The sequence below is a fragment of the Streptomyces sp. ASQP_92 genome (assembly GCF_025399895.1).
In the GTDB taxonomy this organism is placed as follows: domain Bacteria; phylum Actinomycetota; class Actinomycetes; order Streptomycetales; family Streptomycetaceae; genus Streptomyces.
Window position 1 is genome coordinate 55,575 of sequence record NZ_JAODUA010000008.1, and the last position, 15,162, is coordinate 70,736.

Sequence of the window (15,162 nt, forward strand, 5' to 3'; positions counted from 1 at the left end):
AAGTCGAATGGCCCGGTGTTGGGGCCACTTGGACCCGGTCTGCCTGGGCCATTCCGTACGGCGGGGATACCGGTTACGACCGGCCTGACCGCCGGGTCCCGCACCGCCAATTACCGAGCCCCGGCGGGTCGCGGCTCGCGGCGAGTCACGGGCTCCCGCGAGACACGAGCCGCAGCGGATCACGGGCCTCGGCGGGTCACGAACTCGGCCAGGGCGAGCAGTTCGCCCGCCGCCGCCAGGTCGGGAACGGCGCGGGAGAGGTGGTCGATGGCGCGGGCCATCCGGTCGGCGGCGTGGATCTGGGCCCAGTCGCGGCCGCCCGCGCGGTCCACCGCGTCGGCGGCCCGGGCGACCGCGTCGGCCCCCATCGGGCCCCGGTACAGCTCGGCGAGTTCGGCCGCCGCCGGGGTGCCCGAGCTCAGCGCGGCGACGACGGGCAGCGACTTCTTGTGCCCGGCGAGGTCGGCGCCCGCGGGTTTCCCGGCACGTCCGGCGTCGCCCCAGATCCCGATGAGGTCGTCGATGAGCTGGAAGGCGAGCCCGGCCTCCCGGCCGAACGCGTCCATGGCGGCGACCTCTTCCTCGCCCGCGCCCGCGTAGAGCGCGCCGAGCGCGCAGGCGCAGCCGAGCAGCGCCCCGGTCTTCGCCATCGCCGTGGTGAGGCACGCGTCGAGCGAGACGTCGCGCGGGCCGCGATGCTCGAAGGCGCGGTCGGCCTGCTGGCCGGCGCAGAGTTCGACGACGCAGGCAGCGAGCCGGGCCGAGGCGGCGGCGGACACGAGGAGGCCCTCGTCCGCCACGAGCCGGAGCGCGAGAGCGAGCAGCGCGTCGCCGACGAGGACGGCGTCCGGGGTACCGAAGACGGTCCAGGCGGTGGGGCGCTCGCGGGGCGTCGCGTCCTCGTCGATGACGTCGTCGTGGAGCAGGGTGAAGTGGTGGACGAGTTCGACGGCCGCGGCCGCCCGCACGGCGGCCTCCGGTCGGCCCCCGAGCGCGGTGGCGGCCGCCAGGACGAGGGCCGGCCGGATCGGTGTGCCGGCCGGGGTGCCTGCCGGGGTGCCGTCCGCGTGCTCCCAGCCGAAGTGGTACATCGCCACCCGTCGCAGGGGGCCGGGCAGCGACTCGACGGTGGAGCGCAGATGCGGGGTGACGGCGGTACGGGTGCGTTCGAGCAGATCTACGGCCTCACGGCCCTCCACGGTTTCCGGCCTTGCCAACAGGTGTGCCCTTCCTCGGGGTTGACGGCGGCACGGGCGCGCCGGAGCCGGCGCGCCCGGACCGGAGGCTCACCGCCAGCGGCTGACCTCGACGTTCTCCAGGACGCCGAGCGCGTCGGGGACCAGGATCGCGGCCGAGTAGTAGGCGGTGACGAGGTAGGAGATGATCGCCTGCTCGTCGATGCCCATGAAGCGGACCGACAGGCTGGGCTCGATCTCGTCCGGGATGCCCGACTGCTGGAGACCGATGACGCCCTGCTCGGCCTCGCCGGTACGCATGCAGATGATCGAGGTCGTACGGGCGTCGCTGACCGGGATCTTGTTGCACGGGAAGATCGGCACCCCGCGCCAGGCGGGCACGTGGTTGCCGGCGACCTCCACCGACTCGGGCACCAGGCCGCGCTTGTTGCACTCGCGCCCGAAGGCGGCGATCGCCCGCGGGTGGGCGAGGAAGAGCTTGTTGCCGCGCCGGCGGGAGAGCAGCTCGTCCATGTCGTCGGGGCTCGGCACGCCGTCGTGCGGCTGGAGGCGCTGGCCGTAGTCGCAGTTGGTCAGGAGACCGAACTCGCGGTTGTTGATGAGCTCGTGCTCCTGGCGCTCGCGCAGCGCCTCGACCGTGAGCCTGAGCTGCTGCTCGGTCTGGTTCATCGGCTGGTTGTAGAGGTCGGCGACGCGGCTGTGGACCTTCAACACGGTCTGGGCCACGGAGAGTTCGTACTCGCGGGGCGCGCCCTCGTAGTCGACGTAGGTGTGCGGGATGACCGCTTCACCGACGTGTCCGGCGGAGAGGTCGATCGCCGCTTCGCCGTAGTTGTTGGTGCGCTGTTCCGGCAGTGCCGAGACCGCCGCGAGGTGGTCGCGCAGCGCGTCGGAGCGCTCGGCGAGGTTGAGCACGTCGGCGCGGCTCAGGATCAGCACGGTGCAGCCGGTGGTGGCGCGGAAGGTGCACTCCCACGCGGCCTCGCCGGAGACCAGGGCCCGCTCGCCGAAGTGCGCTCCGTCCGCGAGGAATCCCAGCGCCGTCTCGTCGCCGTACTGGCCGGTGCCGACCTTCTCGACGCGGCCGTGCGCGAGCAGGTACACGCGGTCGGTGACGTCGCCCGCGGTGGCGATGACCTCGCCCGCGGCGTAGTCGCGCTGTTCGCAGCGGTTGGCGAGCTCGCCGAGCACCGCCTCGTCCTCGAAGTCCCGCAGGGCGGGCAGCTCACCCAGTTCGGCGGGGATGACGGCGACCCGCTCGCCGGTCTGGACGAAGGTGATCCGCCCGTCTCCCACCGAGTAGCTGAGGCGTCGGTTGACCCGGTATGTACCGCCCTGCACCTGGACCCACGGCAGCATCCGCAGGAGCCAACGGGAGGTGATCTCCTGCATCTGCGGCGCGGACTTGGTGGTGGTCGCCAAGTTTCGCGCGGCAGCGGTGCCGAGACTCTGCTGGGCGCGGTTCTCGGGGCCTGCCTCGACGGACATGTGACTCCTTCTGAGCGTTCACGATCTTCAAGCCGGACTGCCCTGAGAACACTTCCATCACAGAGAGTCCCACCGCCATTACTCAAATGAGTGGGGTTAGAGCATCGACGGGAGGGGCAGCACGCGAAGTCTTCGAACAGTCCCCGCGCGGCCTCCACCGTCGGCCCGGCAGCCACCCGGCCGATAACCGACGCCGAGCACGGGCGATCTAATTTGCACGCGGCATGCAAGTTATCTACGGTGCTCGCATGCGGTTGACGAGATTCACCGATCTGGCGCTGCGGGTGTTGATGCGCCTCGCGGTCATCGAGCACGCCGACGACCAGGCCCCGCCCACCACGCGCGAGGTGGCGGACTCGATGCGGATCCCGTACACGCACACCGCGAAGGTCGTCGCCCGGCTCCAGCACCTCTCCCTCATCGAGGCGCGGCGCGGCCGGGGCGGCGGGCTCGTGCTGACCACGGCCGGCCGACTCGCCTCCGTGGGCGGCCTGGTGCGCGAACTCGAAGGGCCCGCCGAGGTCGTGGAGTGCGAAGGGGCGGCGCCCTGCCCGCTGGTCGCGGCCTGCCGGCTGCGCCGGGCGCTGCACCGCGCGAGGGAGGCGTTCTACGACTCCCTGGACGAGCTCACCGTGGAGGATCTCGTGGCTTCGCCGACCGGCCCCCTCCTGATCGGCATCACCAGCCGCTGACACCGCGCGGCCGCCCACCGGCCCGCGCCGCCTTCCTCACGGCCTTTAATATGCATTCTGCCTGCCAATTTCACAGAAGGAGCCCGTCGATGCTGTCCGAAAAGTCGACCGTGACCGTACGCGCCACCCTGCCCGCCGTCGCGGCGGCCATCGACACCATCACCGAGCGCTTCTACCAACGTCTCTTCGCGGCCCACCCCGAGCTACTGCGCGATCTGTTCAACCGGGGCAACCAGGCGTCCGGCCTCCAGAGGCAGGCGCTCGCCGGTTCCATCGCCGCCTTCGCGACGTATCTCGTGGACCACCCCGAAGAGCGCCCGGATGTGATGCTGAGCCGGATCGCCCACAAGCACGCCTCGCTCGGCGTCACCGCCGACCAGTACAGGGTCGTCCACCAGCACCTGTTCGCCGCGATCGCCGAGGTGCTCGGCGCGGCGGTAACGCCCGAGGTCGCCGGCGCGTGGGACGAGGTGTACTGGCTGATGGCGAACGGACTGATCGCCGCCGAGACCCGGCTGTACGAGGAGCGGGGCCTGCTCGCCGGGGACGTCTGGCGCGAGTGGACCGTGGCGGCCCGCGTCGAGGAGACCCCCGACTGCGCCACCTTCCGGCTGCGCCCCGCCGACGGCGCGCCCGCGCCCGCCTTCCGCCCGGGCCAGTACGTCTCCGTCCAGGTCGAACTCCCCGACGGCGCCCGCCAGATACGCCAGTACAGCCTGCGCTCGGCCCCCGGGGGCGAGCTGCGTTCCCTCACCGTCAAGCGCGTCCAGGGCGACCCGGACGGGGAGGTTTCCGGCCACCTGCACGCCCGGCTCCGCGAGGGCGACCGGCTGCGCGTCTCGGCCCCGTACGGCGATCTCGTCCTCGACGGCGACGAGGCGCCGCTGCTGCTCGCCTCGGCCGGGATCGGCTGCACGCCGATGGTGTCGATGCTGGAGCGGCTGGCGGCCGACGGGCACCGCGCCCCGGTGACCGTGGCGCACGCCGACCGCTCCCCCGCCGCGCACGCGCTGCGCGAGGAGCACACGGCGTTCACGGCCCAACTCCCTGACGCGGCGGCCCACTTCTGGTACGAGGCGCCCGGTCCGGGCCACCCCGCCGACCGCACCGGCCTGATGGACCTCGCCGCGCTCCCGGTCCTGCCGGGCACCCGCGCCTACCTCTGCGGCCCGCTCCCCTTCATGCGGGCGGTGCGCGGCCAGCTCCTCGCCAAGGGCGTACCGGCGGCCGACATCCACTACGAGGTGTTCGGACCCGACCTGTGGCTGGCCCAGCACTGATCCACTCCCCGCGAGCCACGCCTGTCCGGATCGGCTCGCTCGGCAAACCGAACAGATCGCCCCATAGCGGGAGTTGGGGTACAAGCGGTACGAGACAGTCCGCACCGCTCTGGAAGGAGGCGGCCATGGCCCCTCCCCTGTCCGCAGACCAATTCCTCGCCGCCCTGCGCGCCGAGGGCCTCACCGTTGTCGAGGTCGGCCAGTGGCGCACTCATAACCGGGCCGGCCACGGCGGCTGGGGCCCGGTCAACGGCGTCGTCATCCACCACACCGCCACCCACGGCGCCGACGCCACGGTCCGCCTCTGCTACGACGGCTACGACGCGCTGCCCGGGCCGCTCTGCCACGGGGTGATCACCAAGAACGGCACGGTGCACCTGGTCGGCAACGGCCGCGCGAACCACGCGGGCGCGGGCGACGGCGACGTGCTGCGCGCCGTGATCGCCGAGAAGCGGCTGCCGCCGCCGGTGACGAACAACACCGACGGCAACACCCATTTCTACGGTTTCGAGTGCGAGAACCTCGGTGACGGCGAGGACCCGTGGCCCGCGGCCCAGCTCGACGCCATCGTGAAGGCGGCCGCGGCCGTGTGCCGCCACTACGGCTGGACGGAGCGCTCGGTCATCGGCCACAAGGAGTGGCAGGTCGGCAAGGTGGACCCGAGCGGCTTCACGATGGACTGGCTGCGGGAGCGGGTGCACGAGCGCCTGAAGTGACCGGCGGAAGGGGTGCCGTGATGCCCTCCGTGACCGCCGCCGCGACAATGGGGGCATGACCTCCGAAGCGCTCGTCCCCCGCCTCCCCTCGCCCCTGGAGGAAGCGGCGGACGAGCGTTTCGCGCGGCACGGGGTGCGGCTGCTCCTCAAGCGGGACGATCTGATCCACCCGGACCTGGTGGGCAACAAGTGGCGCAAACTCGCGCCGAACCTGCGCGCCGCCGCCGGCCGGCCCCTCCTCACCTTCGGCGGCGCCTACTCCAACCATCTGCGCGCGACGGCCGCCGCGGGCCGCCTGCTCGGCTTCCCCACCATCGGAGTCGTCCGGGGCGACGAACTGGCCGAGCGGCCCCTCAATCCGTCCCTCGCGCGGTGCGCGGCGGACGGGATGCGGCTCCACTTCGTCGACCGCGCCACCTACCGCCGCAAGTCCGACCCCGAGGTCCTGGCGGCCCTCCTGGACCTGTTGGCCCCCGAGGCGTACGTCGTGCCCGAGGGCGGCAGCAACTCCCTTGCCGTACAAGGCTGTACGGAGCTGGGCGCCGAGCTGCGCGGGCAGGCGGACGTGGTCGCGGTGGCCTGCGGCACCGGCGGCACCCTGGCCGGGCTCGCCGCCGGACTCGGTCCGGAACAGCGGGCGCTCGGGGTGCCCGTCCTGAAGGGCGGCTTCCTCGGCGAGGAGATACGGGACCTCCAGCGGGCCGCGTTCGGCGAGGTGCGGGGCGCCTGGACGCTGGACGAGCGGTTCCACTTCGGCGGCTACGCCCGCCTGCCCGCCGAACTGGACGCCTTCGCCCGGGACTTCGAGGAGCGGCACGGCGTGGGGGTGGAGCGGCTGTACGTGGCGAAACTGCTGTACGCGCTGGTGGCCCTGGCCGAGGAAGGGGCGTTCCCGGCGGGCACGAGGGTGGCGGCGGTGATCACCGGGCGGCCCTGAGGCCCGTACGTTCCGGCGGCCGGGGGTGCGGCTAGTCCTCGCCCTCCCGGTACGCGGCCGCCTCCTCCAGGTCCAGTCTGCGCAGCAGGGTCCGCATCATCTCGTCGTCGATGCGGCGCTCGTCGCGCAGGGACACGAACACCGTGCGCTCCGCGTCGATCATCTCGCGGGACAGGCGCCGATAGGTGTCGTCCGCCGACTCGCCGGTCGTCTCGTTGACCGCCCCCAGCCGCTCCCACACAGCGTTGCGCCGCCGCTCCAGGACCGTCCGCAGCCGGGCGGCGAGCGGCGGCGGCAGGGTGTTGCGCTCGTCGGCGAGCAGCTCCTCCAGGCGGGCCTCGGCCGCCCGGGAGGCCTCGCTCTGGGCCTGGGCCTCGGCCAGCGTCTCGGCCTGGGTGTCCCGTCCGGGCAGTTTGAGCAGCCGGATCAGCGGGGGCAGCGTCAGACCCTGTACGACAAGGGTGCCGATGACCGTGGTGAAGGTGAGGAACAGGACCAGGTTGCGGGCCGGGAAGTCCTGGCCGTCCTCCATCGTCAGCGGGATCGAGAAGGCGATGGCGAGCGAGACGACCCCGCGCATGCCGGCCCACCCCACGATGACCGGCGCCGTCCAGTCTGTCTCCGGCTCCCGCCGCCGGATCCGCTCGGAGACCGCGCGCGGCAGGAACGTCGCCGGGAAGACCCAGACGAAGCGGGCGGCCACCACGAGGGCGAACACCCCCACCGCGTACCAGACCGCCTCAGCGACCCCGTACTCCCCAAGTCCCTTGAGAACCACCGGCATTTGCAGGCCGATCAGCGCGAACACCGCCGATTCCAGGACGAAGGCGACCACCTTCCACACCGCCTCCTCCTGGAGCCGGGTCGCGAAGTCCACCTGCCAGGAACGGTGCCCGAGGTAGAGCGCCACGACCACCACCGCGAGCACGCCCGACGCCCCCACCTGTTCCGCCGCCGCATAGGCGATGAACGGGATGAGCAGCGACAACGTGTTCTGGAGCAGCGCCTCGTGGAGGTGGCGGCGCAGCCAGTGGATGGGCAGCATCAGGACGAGCCCAACCCCGATCCCGCCGATCGCGGCGAGCGCGAACTCCTTGAGCCCGTCGCCCCAGGTGGCCCCGGCCCCGACCGCCGCCGCGAGCGCCACCTTGTACGCGGTGATCGCGGTCGCGTCGTTCACCAGGGACTCGCCCTGGAGGATCGTGGTGATGCGGCTGGGCAGCCGCAGCCGCCGGGCGATGGCGGTGGCGGCGACCGCGTCCGGCGGCGCGATCACCGCGCCCAGCACCAGGGCCGCGGTCAGCGGGAGATCGGGTACGAGCAGATACGCGAGATAGCCGACCACGACCGTCGCGAACAGGGTGTAGCCGACCGAAAGCAGCGCCACCGGACGGAGGTTGGCCCGCAGATCCAGGTACGAACTCTCCAGGGCCGCCGTGTGCAGCAGCGGCGGCAGCACCAGGGGCAACACGATGTGCGGGTCGAGGGTGTACTCGGGAACGCCGGGAACGTACGCCCCCATCAGCCCCACCGCCACCAGGAGCAGCGGCGCCGGCACCGGCGTCCGGCGCGCGGCCCCCGCGACCGCGGCACTCGCCGCGATCAGCGCCACCAGCGGCAATGCATCCATCACAACCGTCCGTCCCCACTCACCAGTGCCCCGCGCTCCGTCGTAACCTGGCCATCATGAGCGAGTGCCCGCACGTTGCAGAACTGCCGCGCCCCGAGCCGGCCCCGCTGAGCGACACCTGCCCGGAGTGTCTGAAAGAGGGTACGCACCCCGTCCAGCTCCGCCTGTGTCTGGTCTGTGGCCATGTGGGGTGCTGCGACTCGTCGCCGCATCAGCACGCCACGGGCCACTTCAAGGAGACCGGTCACGCGGTGATGCGGACCTTCGAGCCCGGCGAGAGCTGGCGTTGGTGTTTCGTGGACGGCGTGCTGGTGTGAGGAGCCGTTCCCCGATCCCCGTCCGGAGCGGACGCGGAGGTTCGAAGCCCGCGGTGCCTGGGTACGTCAACCCGGTCCCGGTTCACAGCAATTGGGCACTGCAAACCTCTAGCCACTGTCCGTACTCGTAGGCTTACCATGAGTGACAGCCGCCGGGAGAGCTTCCGGCGACAGGGCACCATGGATCGCGATAGCGTCGCCAGTCCAGGTACGGACCCCGTACCCACTGCCCCGGGACCTCCCCCCTCCCCGGGCCTTGACAGAGCTTGTGCCACCTTGGAGGTGAGGGTGTCCCAGATCGCAGGCGAGCCCGGGAATCAGGACTTCGTGGAAGTCCGGCTGCCGGCCGCGGGTGCCTACCTGTCGGTGCTGCGTACGGCCACGGCCGGACTCGCGGCACGTTTGGACTTCACCCTCGACGAGATCGAGGACCTGCGCATCGCGGTCGACGAGGCCTGCGCGATCCTGCTCCAGCAGGCCGTCCCAGGTTCCGTGTTGAGCTGTGTCTTCCGCCTCGTCGACGACTCCCTGGAGGTCACCGTCGCGGCGCCGACCACCGACGGGCGGGCCCCGGAGCGCGACACCTTCGCGTGGACGGTGCTCTCCGCCCTGGCCGGCAAGGTCGACTCCACCGTGGCCGAGGACCGCACGGTCTCCATCAGCCTGTACAAACAGCGCGGCGCGGGACCCGGACCGGCGTGAGCGAGGAGGGTCCGGTGCGGGACGGCGAGCGCATCCCGGAAGCGGCGCGCCCCGCGGGCATCCCGGAGCAGCAGGCCCGGCCGCACCCGGAGGACAGCCCTGTGGATGGCCCAAATGGCGTTTTGTACGCGGCGGAGCAGGCAGAGCGGGCGGCCCTTATGAGCGAACACAGCGAGCACAGGCACCACGATCCACGCGATCGCAGCGGGGCGCGGGCGATGTTCATCGAGCTGCGCAAACTGCCCGACGGCTCGTCCGAGAAGGCCGAACTGCGCAATCGGCTGGTCCGGATGCACCTGCCGCTGGTCGAGCACCTGGCGCGGCGCTTCCGCAACCGCGGTGAGCCCCTGGACGACCTGACCCAGGTCGCCACGATCGGCCTGATCAAGTCGGTGGACCGCTTCGACCCCGAGCGGGGCGTGGAGTTCTCGACGTACGCGACGCCCACCGTCGTCGGCGAGATCAAGCGGCACTTCCGCGACAAGGGCTGGGCGGTGCGGGTGCCGCGCCGCCTCCAGGAGCTGCGGCTCGCGCTCACCACGGCGACGGCGGAGCTGTCCCAGCAGCACGGGCGCTCACCGACGGTGCACGAACTGGCCGAGCGGCTCGGCATTTCGGAGGAGGAGGTCCTGGAGGGCCTGGAGTCGGCCAACGCCTATTCCACGCTGTCCCTGGACGTGCCGGACACCGACGACGAGTCGCCCGCCGTGGCGGACACGCTGGGCGCGGAGGACGAGGCGCTGGAGGGGGTCGAGTACCGCGAGTCCCTCAAGCCGCTCCTCGAAGACCTGCCGCCCAGGGAGAAGCGGATCCTGCTGCTTCGGTTCTTCGGCAACATGACCCAGTCGCAGATCGCGCAGGAGGTCGGCATCTCGCAGATGCATGTGTCGCGGCTGCTGGCCCGCACGCTGGCCCAGCTGCGGGAGAGGCTTCTCGTCGAGGAGTAGCCGGGTCCGAGAGGTTGCCCGGGGCTCCGGGCGCGCCTCGGGGAGCGACCGGGCCCGGGAGCGCGCTCGGGGCCCTTCGCCTCAGGCGTCGCGCATCGGCCCGCGGATCCCGAGCGCCTCGGTGGTGGCCGGGTTCACCAGCAGGACGAGCCCGCTGACGGCCACCGCCGCGAGCGCGATGCCGGCCGGGATCCAGGGCGCACCGTCGGAGTTGAGGAACATCCAGGCCACCGGCAGCGCCATGATCTGCGTGATCATGGCGGGCCCCCGGCTCCAGCGCCGGCGGCGCAGCAGTCCGCGCGCGGCGATCAGCGGGATCAGGCCGAGCACCATCAGGGTCACACCGCCCGTCTCGGCCTGGGTGGGCCGGTCGGGCTTGCCAGTGAGACCCATCACCAGCATGAAGAGGCCACCGGCGACCAGAGCGAGGCCTTCCAGCGCGGACAGCGCCGCCGCGGCGGTCAGCCGGCCGGGGCGCGCGGCGGGGGCTTCGGGGGTCTGCTCAGTACTCACCCGGCCAGGGTAGCCCGCGCGACGGGGCCCTCCCCGGGGCGGGCGGCCGGGCCCAGAGTGCGCTCCGGTACCCCCCGGTAGGTAGTCTGGCGCCCATGCGTGCACTTCTCGTGGTCAATCCGGCGGCTACCACCACCAGTGCGCGCACGCGTGACGTTCTGCTCCACGCCCTCGCCAGCGAGATGAAGCTGGAGGCGGTGACCACCGAGTACCGCGGCCATGCCCGGGACCTCGGGCGCCGTGCGGCCGAGAGCAACGACATCGACCTGGTGGTGGCGCTCGGCGGCGACGGCACGGTCAATGAGGTCGTGAACGGACTGCTGCACAACGGGCCGAGCCCCGAACTCCCGGAATTCGCGGTGGTTCCCGGCGGTTCCACCAATGTGTTCGCGCGGGCGCTCGGTCTGCCCAATGACGCTGTGGAGTCGACCGGTGTCATTCTGGACGCGCTGCGCGAGAACCGGAGCCGGACGGTGAGCCTCGGTCTCGCCTCGGGAGTCGCGGGCAGCCCCGACGAAGGCGTCCCCGAACGCTGGTTCACTTTCTGTGCCGGGTTCGGATTCGACGCGGGAGTCGTCGGCCGGGTCGAACAGCAGAGGGAGCGCGGAAAGCGTTCGACGCACGCGCTCTATTTGCGCCAGGTGGCCCGACAGTTCTTCGGAGAGCCCCATCGCAGACACGGCCAGATCACCCTGGAGCGCCCCGGCTCGGACCCCGTCGAGGATCTTGTCCTGTCGATAGTCTGCAACACCTCCCCCTACACCTACCTGGGCAATCGTCCGCTGTACGCATCTCCGGAGGCCTCCTTCGAGGCGGCCCTGGACGTCCTCGCCCTGACGAAGATGACCACCCCCTCGGCGACCCGCTACGCCACCCAGCTCCTGACGTCGACCCCCGAACGGGGTCCGCACGGCAAGCACGCCGTATCACTCCACGACTTGACGGACTTCACCTTGCATTCCAAGGCCCCGCTCCCGTTCCAGATGGACGGCGACCACCTGGGCCTGCGTACTAGCGTCGCGTTCACAGGCGTACGCCGTGCACTGCGTGTGATTGTGTGAGTGGAAGGGCCCAAAGTCCTTTCACTCGAACGTTTAGGCTGGCATCCACCCCATGGAAGTACGACTGTGACCCAGTCGACACCGAGGAATCCAAAAAAACTTTCCGGAAGGGGTTGTATCCGCCGCCGAGGTTTGCGAATCTCTACATGGCGATCGGGACGGCCCGCAACACCGGCCTCCACTGAAAGCCAGAACCCCTCCTCAAATCACGGACCACCACCAGTCCAACTGGAAGATGGCCCTTCCCTTGTTGAGGGATTCGTGAAAGCGTTCACATTCACAAGCACCCGCATGTAACACCGAGAGAGGTAGCAGCCATGGACTGGCGTCACAACGCCGTTTGTCGTGAGGAAGACCCCGAGCTGTTCTTCCCCATCGGCAACACCGGTCCTGCGCTGCTGCAGATCGAGGAAGCCAAGGCCGTCTGCCGCCGCTGCCCCGTCATGGAGCAGTGCCTGCAGTGGGCGCTCGAGTCCGGCCAGGACTCCGGCGTCTGGGGTGGCCTCAGCGAGGACGAGCGCCGCGCGATGAAGCGCCGTGCCGCTCGCAACCGGGCGCGCAACGCGACCGCCTGAGCCCCCACTTCCCGCCTTAGCCCCGCGCGGCGCGTACAGAGCGTACGCAGTCACCGCCCCCCGAGCCGCAGCGCGCAGCAGGAAAAACCCACAGCATTCGAGCCCCGAACCTCATTCATGGTTCGGGGCTCGCTGCTGTGTGTACGTCGATGATGCGGGGGTGTACGTCGATGATGCGGGGGTACTCGCCGCCTGTCCGGGCGGAGGCGTTCGCTACTTGTCGGGTCCCACCGGAACGTCGAGCACGACCTTCGTGCCACGCCCCGGGGCCGGCAGCATGTCGAAGGTTCCGCCCAACTCGCCCTCCACCAGCGTCCGTACGATCTGAAGGCCCAGGTTTCCGGTGCGCTGGGCGTCGAATCCCTCGGGCAGTCCCCGGCCGTCGTCCCGCACGGTGATCAGCAGCCGGGCCTCCTCGCGGGTGCCGCCCCGCAGTGCCGAGACCTCCACCGAACCCTGCTCGCCGGGCGCGAACGCGTGCTCCAGCGCGTTCTGCAACACCTCGGTCAGGACCATGGAGAGTGGGGTCGCCACCTCGGCGTCGAGTATGCCGAAGCGGCCGGTGCGGCGGCAGTTGACCTTGCCGGGCGAGATCTCGGCGACCATGGCCAGGACGCGGTCCGCGATCTCGTCGAACTCGACGCGCTCGTCCAGGTTCTGGGACAGCGTCTCGTGCACGATGGCGATCGAACCCACGCGCCGGACCGCCTCGTTGAGCGCCTCGCGGCCCTGGTCGGAGTCCATCCGGCGGGATTGCAGGCGGAGTAGCGCGGCGACCGTCTGGAGGTTGTTCTTCACCCGGTGGTGGATCTCCCGGATGGTGGCGTCCTTGGTGATCAACTCGCGTTCGCGGCGCCGCAGTTCGGTCACGTCGCGCAGCAGCACGAGCGAGCCGATGCGCGCGCCCTTGGGCTTCAGGGGGATGGCGCGCAGCTGGATCACCCCGCCGTTGCCCTCGACCTCGGCCTCCCTCGGGGCGTAGCCGCTGGCGAGTTTGACGATGGCCTCGTCGACCGGGCCACGGGCCGGCGCGAGGTCGGCGGTGAGCTGGCCGAGGTGCTGCCCGACGAGGTCGGAGGCGAGGCCGAGGCGGTGGTAGGCGGAGAGCGCGTTGGGCGAGGCGTACTGGACGATGCCGTCCGCGTCCAGCCGGATCAGACCGTCACCGGCGCGGGGCGACGCGTCCATGTCGACCTGCTGGCCGGGGAACGGGAAGGAGCCCGCGGCGATCATCTGGGCCAGGTCGGACGCGGACTGGAGGTAGGTGAGTTCCAGCCGCGAGGGTGTACGGACAGTGAGCAGATTGGTGTTCCGGGCGATGACGCCGAGGACGCGGCCCTCCCGGCGCACCGGAATCGACTCGACGCGGACCGGGACCTCCTCGCGCCACTCGGGGTCGCCCTCGCGCACGATGCGGCCTTCGTCGAGCGCGGCGTCCAGGAGCGGGCGCCGGCCGCGCGGCACCAGGTGGCCGACCATGTCGTCCTGGTAGGAGGTGGGGCCGGTGTTGGGCCGCATCTGTGCGACCGAGACATAGCGGGTGCCGTCCAGGGTCGGGACCCACAGGACGAGGTCGGCGAAGGACAGGTCGGAGAGCAGTTGCCACTCCGAGACCAGCAGGTGCAGCCACTCGAGGTCGGACTCACTCAGAGCGGTGTGCTGGCGGACGAGGTCGTTCATGGAGGGCACGGGGTGAGCGTACCTGCGCGGGAGCACTCATATGACTGCGGGCCGCGGCGCCTGGACGGGACCCTCGGCCCGTCCGGGCACCGCAGCCCGGTTGCCGGCCGGCGGGTGTGCGGTCCCCCCGGCCATCAAGGGAGGTCACGGCGCAGTCAGGGCAGAGAGCGCCGGGGCCTCGGTTCCGCCCGCCTGTGCGGGGTGGGCGGAAGTGCGATGTGTTGTTTCATTGTGGACTAGACCATTCTGCCATGTCCATCCATCTGCACCCCGCAATATTCCCTGCCGACCCGGGCACCGCAACCCTCGGTGGCGGCGAGTTTCCCGCGCCGGTGGGCCGTCCGGGTCAGGCACGTTCGCGGGACGATCTCCGCCCGGGTGGGCCGCCCGGCCGGACGTTCCTCGCGCCGGCCGACGTCTGGACGAAATGTGGGCGCGCCACGGTCCATGCCTCCGAATGGCCGCCCCCGTATACGTTCCGGCAACCCGTCCGGCCGACCATGGCAGTGGGTGCGACCGCCCGTCGTGAAGGCCGTCGCTCTGCTAGATTGGTCTATACCACGCCCGTTGTAGTGTCACGTCTCCAGATCGGCAGGCCCACGTGGAAGTTGTCATCGTCCCGGACGCCAAGGCAGGCGGCGAACTCATCGCGGAGTCGATCGCCGCCCTGTGGCGCCGCAAGCCCGACGCCCTGCTCGGGGTGGCCACCGGCTCGACGCCGATCCCGATCTACGACGCGCTGACCGCGAAGGTCGCCGCCGGTGACGTGGACGTCTCGCGGGCCCGCGTGTGCCAGCTCGACGAGTACGTCGGGCTGCCCGCCGGCCACCCCGAGTCCTACCGCGCCACCGTCATCCGCCAGGTCGTCGAGCCGCTCGGGCTCGGCGCGGACTCCTTCATCGGGCCGGACGGCTCCGCCGAGGACGTCCAGGCCGCGTGCGAGGCGTACGACCTGGCGCTGGCCTCGGCCGGCGGAGTGGACCTCCAGATCCTGGGCATCGGCACGGACGGGCACATCGGCTTCAACGAGCCCTGCTCCTCGCTCGCCTCGCGCACCCGGATCAAGACGCTGACCGAGCAGACCCGGGTCGACAACGCGCGCTTCTTCGACGACGACATCGACCAGGTGCCGCACCACGTGATCACCCAGGGCATCGGCACGATCCTGGAGGCCCGCCACCTGGTGCTGCTCGCGACGGGCGAGGGCAAGGCGGAGGCGGTCGCGCAGACGGTGGAGGGGCCGGTGGCGGCGGTGGTGCCGGCGTCGGCGCTGCAGTTGCACCGGCATGCGACGGTTGTGGTGGACGAGGCGGCGGCGTCGAAGCTGAAGCTTGCGCCGTACTTCCGGCACACGTTCGTCAACAAGCCGGTGTGGCAAGGGCTTTAGCCCTCCGGGGGGCTCGGATCCCGGAACGCCGCCCGCCCCGA

15 protein-coding genes are annotated in these 15,162 nt (G+C 71.2%); 10 read left to right on the forward strand and 5 right to left on the reverse strand.

The features are described 5' to 3' along the window. Positions 1-179: 179 nt before the first annotated feature. Both N4G70_RS18915 and N4G70_RS18920 read right to left on the reverse strand, forming a co-directional pair. Positions 180-1,220 (reverse strand): family 2 encapsulin nanocompartment cargo protein polyprenyl transferase, encoded by a 1,041-nt coding sequence (locus N4G70_RS18915; RefSeq protein WP_399036106.1) that lies wholly within the window; start codon positions 1,218-1,220, stop codon positions 180-182. Positions 1,221-1,286: 66 nt separating this feature from the next. Next, positions 1,287-2,684: a family 2B encapsulin nanocompartment shell protein gene (locus tag N4G70_RS18920; RefSeq protein ID WP_261713841.1), complete on the reverse strand. Its 1,398-nt coding sequence runs from the start codon at positions 2,682-2,684 to the stop codon at positions 1,287-1,289. A 248-nt stretch (positions 2,685-2,932) separates the two neighbouring features. Here N4G70_RS18920 and N4G70_RS18925 point away from each other — a divergent pair, with 248 nt between their 5' ends. From N4G70_RS18925 to N4G70_RS18940, 4 genes are all read left to right on the forward strand, one after another. Continuing rightward, positions 2,933-3,376: an Rrf2 family transcriptional regulator gene (locus N4G70_RS18925; protein WP_261713842.1), complete on the forward strand. Its 444-nt coding sequence runs from the start codon at positions 2,933-2,935 to the stop codon at positions 3,374-3,376. Between the two features lie 89 nt (positions 3,377-3,465). Beyond that, complete coding sequence (locus N4G70_RS18930) at positions 3,466-4,656, forward strand: globin domain-containing protein (protein ID WP_261713843.1); 1,191 nt, start codon at positions 3,466-3,468, stop codon at positions 4,654-4,656. Positions 4,657-4,781: 125 nt separating this feature from the next. Next, on the forward strand, positions 4,782-5,372 hold the full coding sequence (locus N4G70_RS18935) for an N-acetylmuramoyl-L-alanine amidase (protein WP_261713844.1): 591 nt from the start codon (positions 4,782-4,784) through the stop codon (positions 5,370-5,372). A gap of 55 nt (positions 5,373-5,427) precedes the next feature. Next, positions 5,428-6,309 (forward strand): 1-aminocyclopropane-1-carboxylate deaminase/D-cysteine desulfhydrase, encoded by an 882-nt coding sequence (locus N4G70_RS18940; RefSeq protein WP_261713845.1) that lies wholly within the window; start codon positions 5,428-5,430, stop codon positions 6,307-6,309. Positions 6,310-6,340: 31 nt separating this feature from the next. Here the strand turns inward: N4G70_RS18940 and N4G70_RS18945 are convergent, their stop codons facing one another. Continuing rightward, entirely contained in the window at positions 6,341-7,939 is a 1,599-nt protein-coding gene (locus tag N4G70_RS18945) for a Na+/H+ antiporter (protein ID WP_261713846.1), read from the reverse strand. Positions 7,940-7,995: 56 nt separating this feature from the next. Between N4G70_RS18945 and N4G70_RS18950 the strand changes: the two genes are divergently transcribed. From N4G70_RS18950 to N4G70_RS18960, 3 genes are all read left to right on the forward strand, one after another. Then, on the forward strand, positions 7,996-8,256 hold the full coding sequence (locus tag N4G70_RS18950; protein ID WP_120721443.1) for a UBP-type zinc finger domain-containing protein: 261 nt from the start codon (positions 7,996-7,998) through the stop codon (positions 8,254-8,256). A 288-nt stretch (positions 8,257-8,544) separates the two neighbouring features. Then, positions 8,545-8,958 carry an anti-sigma regulatory factor gene (locus tag N4G70_RS18955; RefSeq protein ID WP_120721444.1) on the forward strand — a complete coding sequence of 138 codons (414 nt, stop codon included), beginning with the start codon at positions 8,545-8,547 and terminating at the stop codon, positions 8,956-8,958. Then, positions 8,955-9,905, forward strand: coding sequence for an RNA polymerase sigma factor SigF (locus tag N4G70_RS18960; protein WP_399035987.1), 951 nt, complete (start codon positions 8,955-8,957; stop codon positions 9,903-9,905). The genes N4G70_RS18955 and N4G70_RS18960 overlap by 4 nt, the downstream gene beginning before the upstream one ends. A gap of 81 nt (positions 9,906-9,986) precedes the next feature. Here the strand turns inward: N4G70_RS18960 and N4G70_RS18965 are convergent, their stop codons facing one another. After that, positions 9,987-10,418: a hypothetical protein gene (locus N4G70_RS18965; RefSeq protein ID WP_261713847.1), complete on the reverse strand. Its 432-nt coding sequence runs from the start codon at positions 10,416-10,418 to the stop codon at positions 9,987-9,989. A 95-nt stretch (positions 10,419-10,513) separates the two neighbouring features. Here N4G70_RS18965 and N4G70_RS18970 point away from each other — a divergent pair, with 95 nt between their 5' ends. Together N4G70_RS18970 and N4G70_RS18975 are read left to right on the forward strand one after the other, a co-directional pair. Continuing rightward, positions 10,514-11,479: a diacylglycerol kinase family protein gene (locus tag N4G70_RS18970; RefSeq protein WP_261713848.1), complete on the forward strand. Its 966-nt coding sequence runs from the start codon at positions 10,514-10,516 to the stop codon at positions 11,477-11,479. Between the two features lie 317 nt (positions 11,480-11,796). Next, entirely contained in the window at positions 11,797-12,054 is a 258-nt protein-coding gene (locus N4G70_RS18975) for a WhiB family transcriptional regulator (RefSeq protein WP_004937597.1), read from the forward strand. A 213-nt stretch (positions 12,055-12,267) separates the two neighbouring features. Here N4G70_RS18975 and N4G70_RS18980 read toward each other — a convergent pair whose 3' ends face one another. Continuing rightward, positions 12,268-13,734, reverse strand: coding sequence for a sensor histidine kinase (locus N4G70_RS18980; RefSeq protein WP_261714028.1), 1,467 nt, complete (start codon positions 13,732-13,734; stop codon positions 12,268-12,270). 601 nt (positions 13,735-14,335) lie between these two features. Between N4G70_RS18980 and nagB the strand changes: the two genes are divergently transcribed. Beyond that, positions 14,336-15,121 (forward strand): glucosamine-6-phosphate deaminase, encoded by a 786-nt coding sequence (nagB, locus tag N4G70_RS18985; RefSeq protein WP_261713849.1) that lies wholly within the window; start codon positions 14,336-14,338, stop codon positions 15,119-15,121. Positions 15,122-15,162 lie beyond the last annotated feature (41 nt).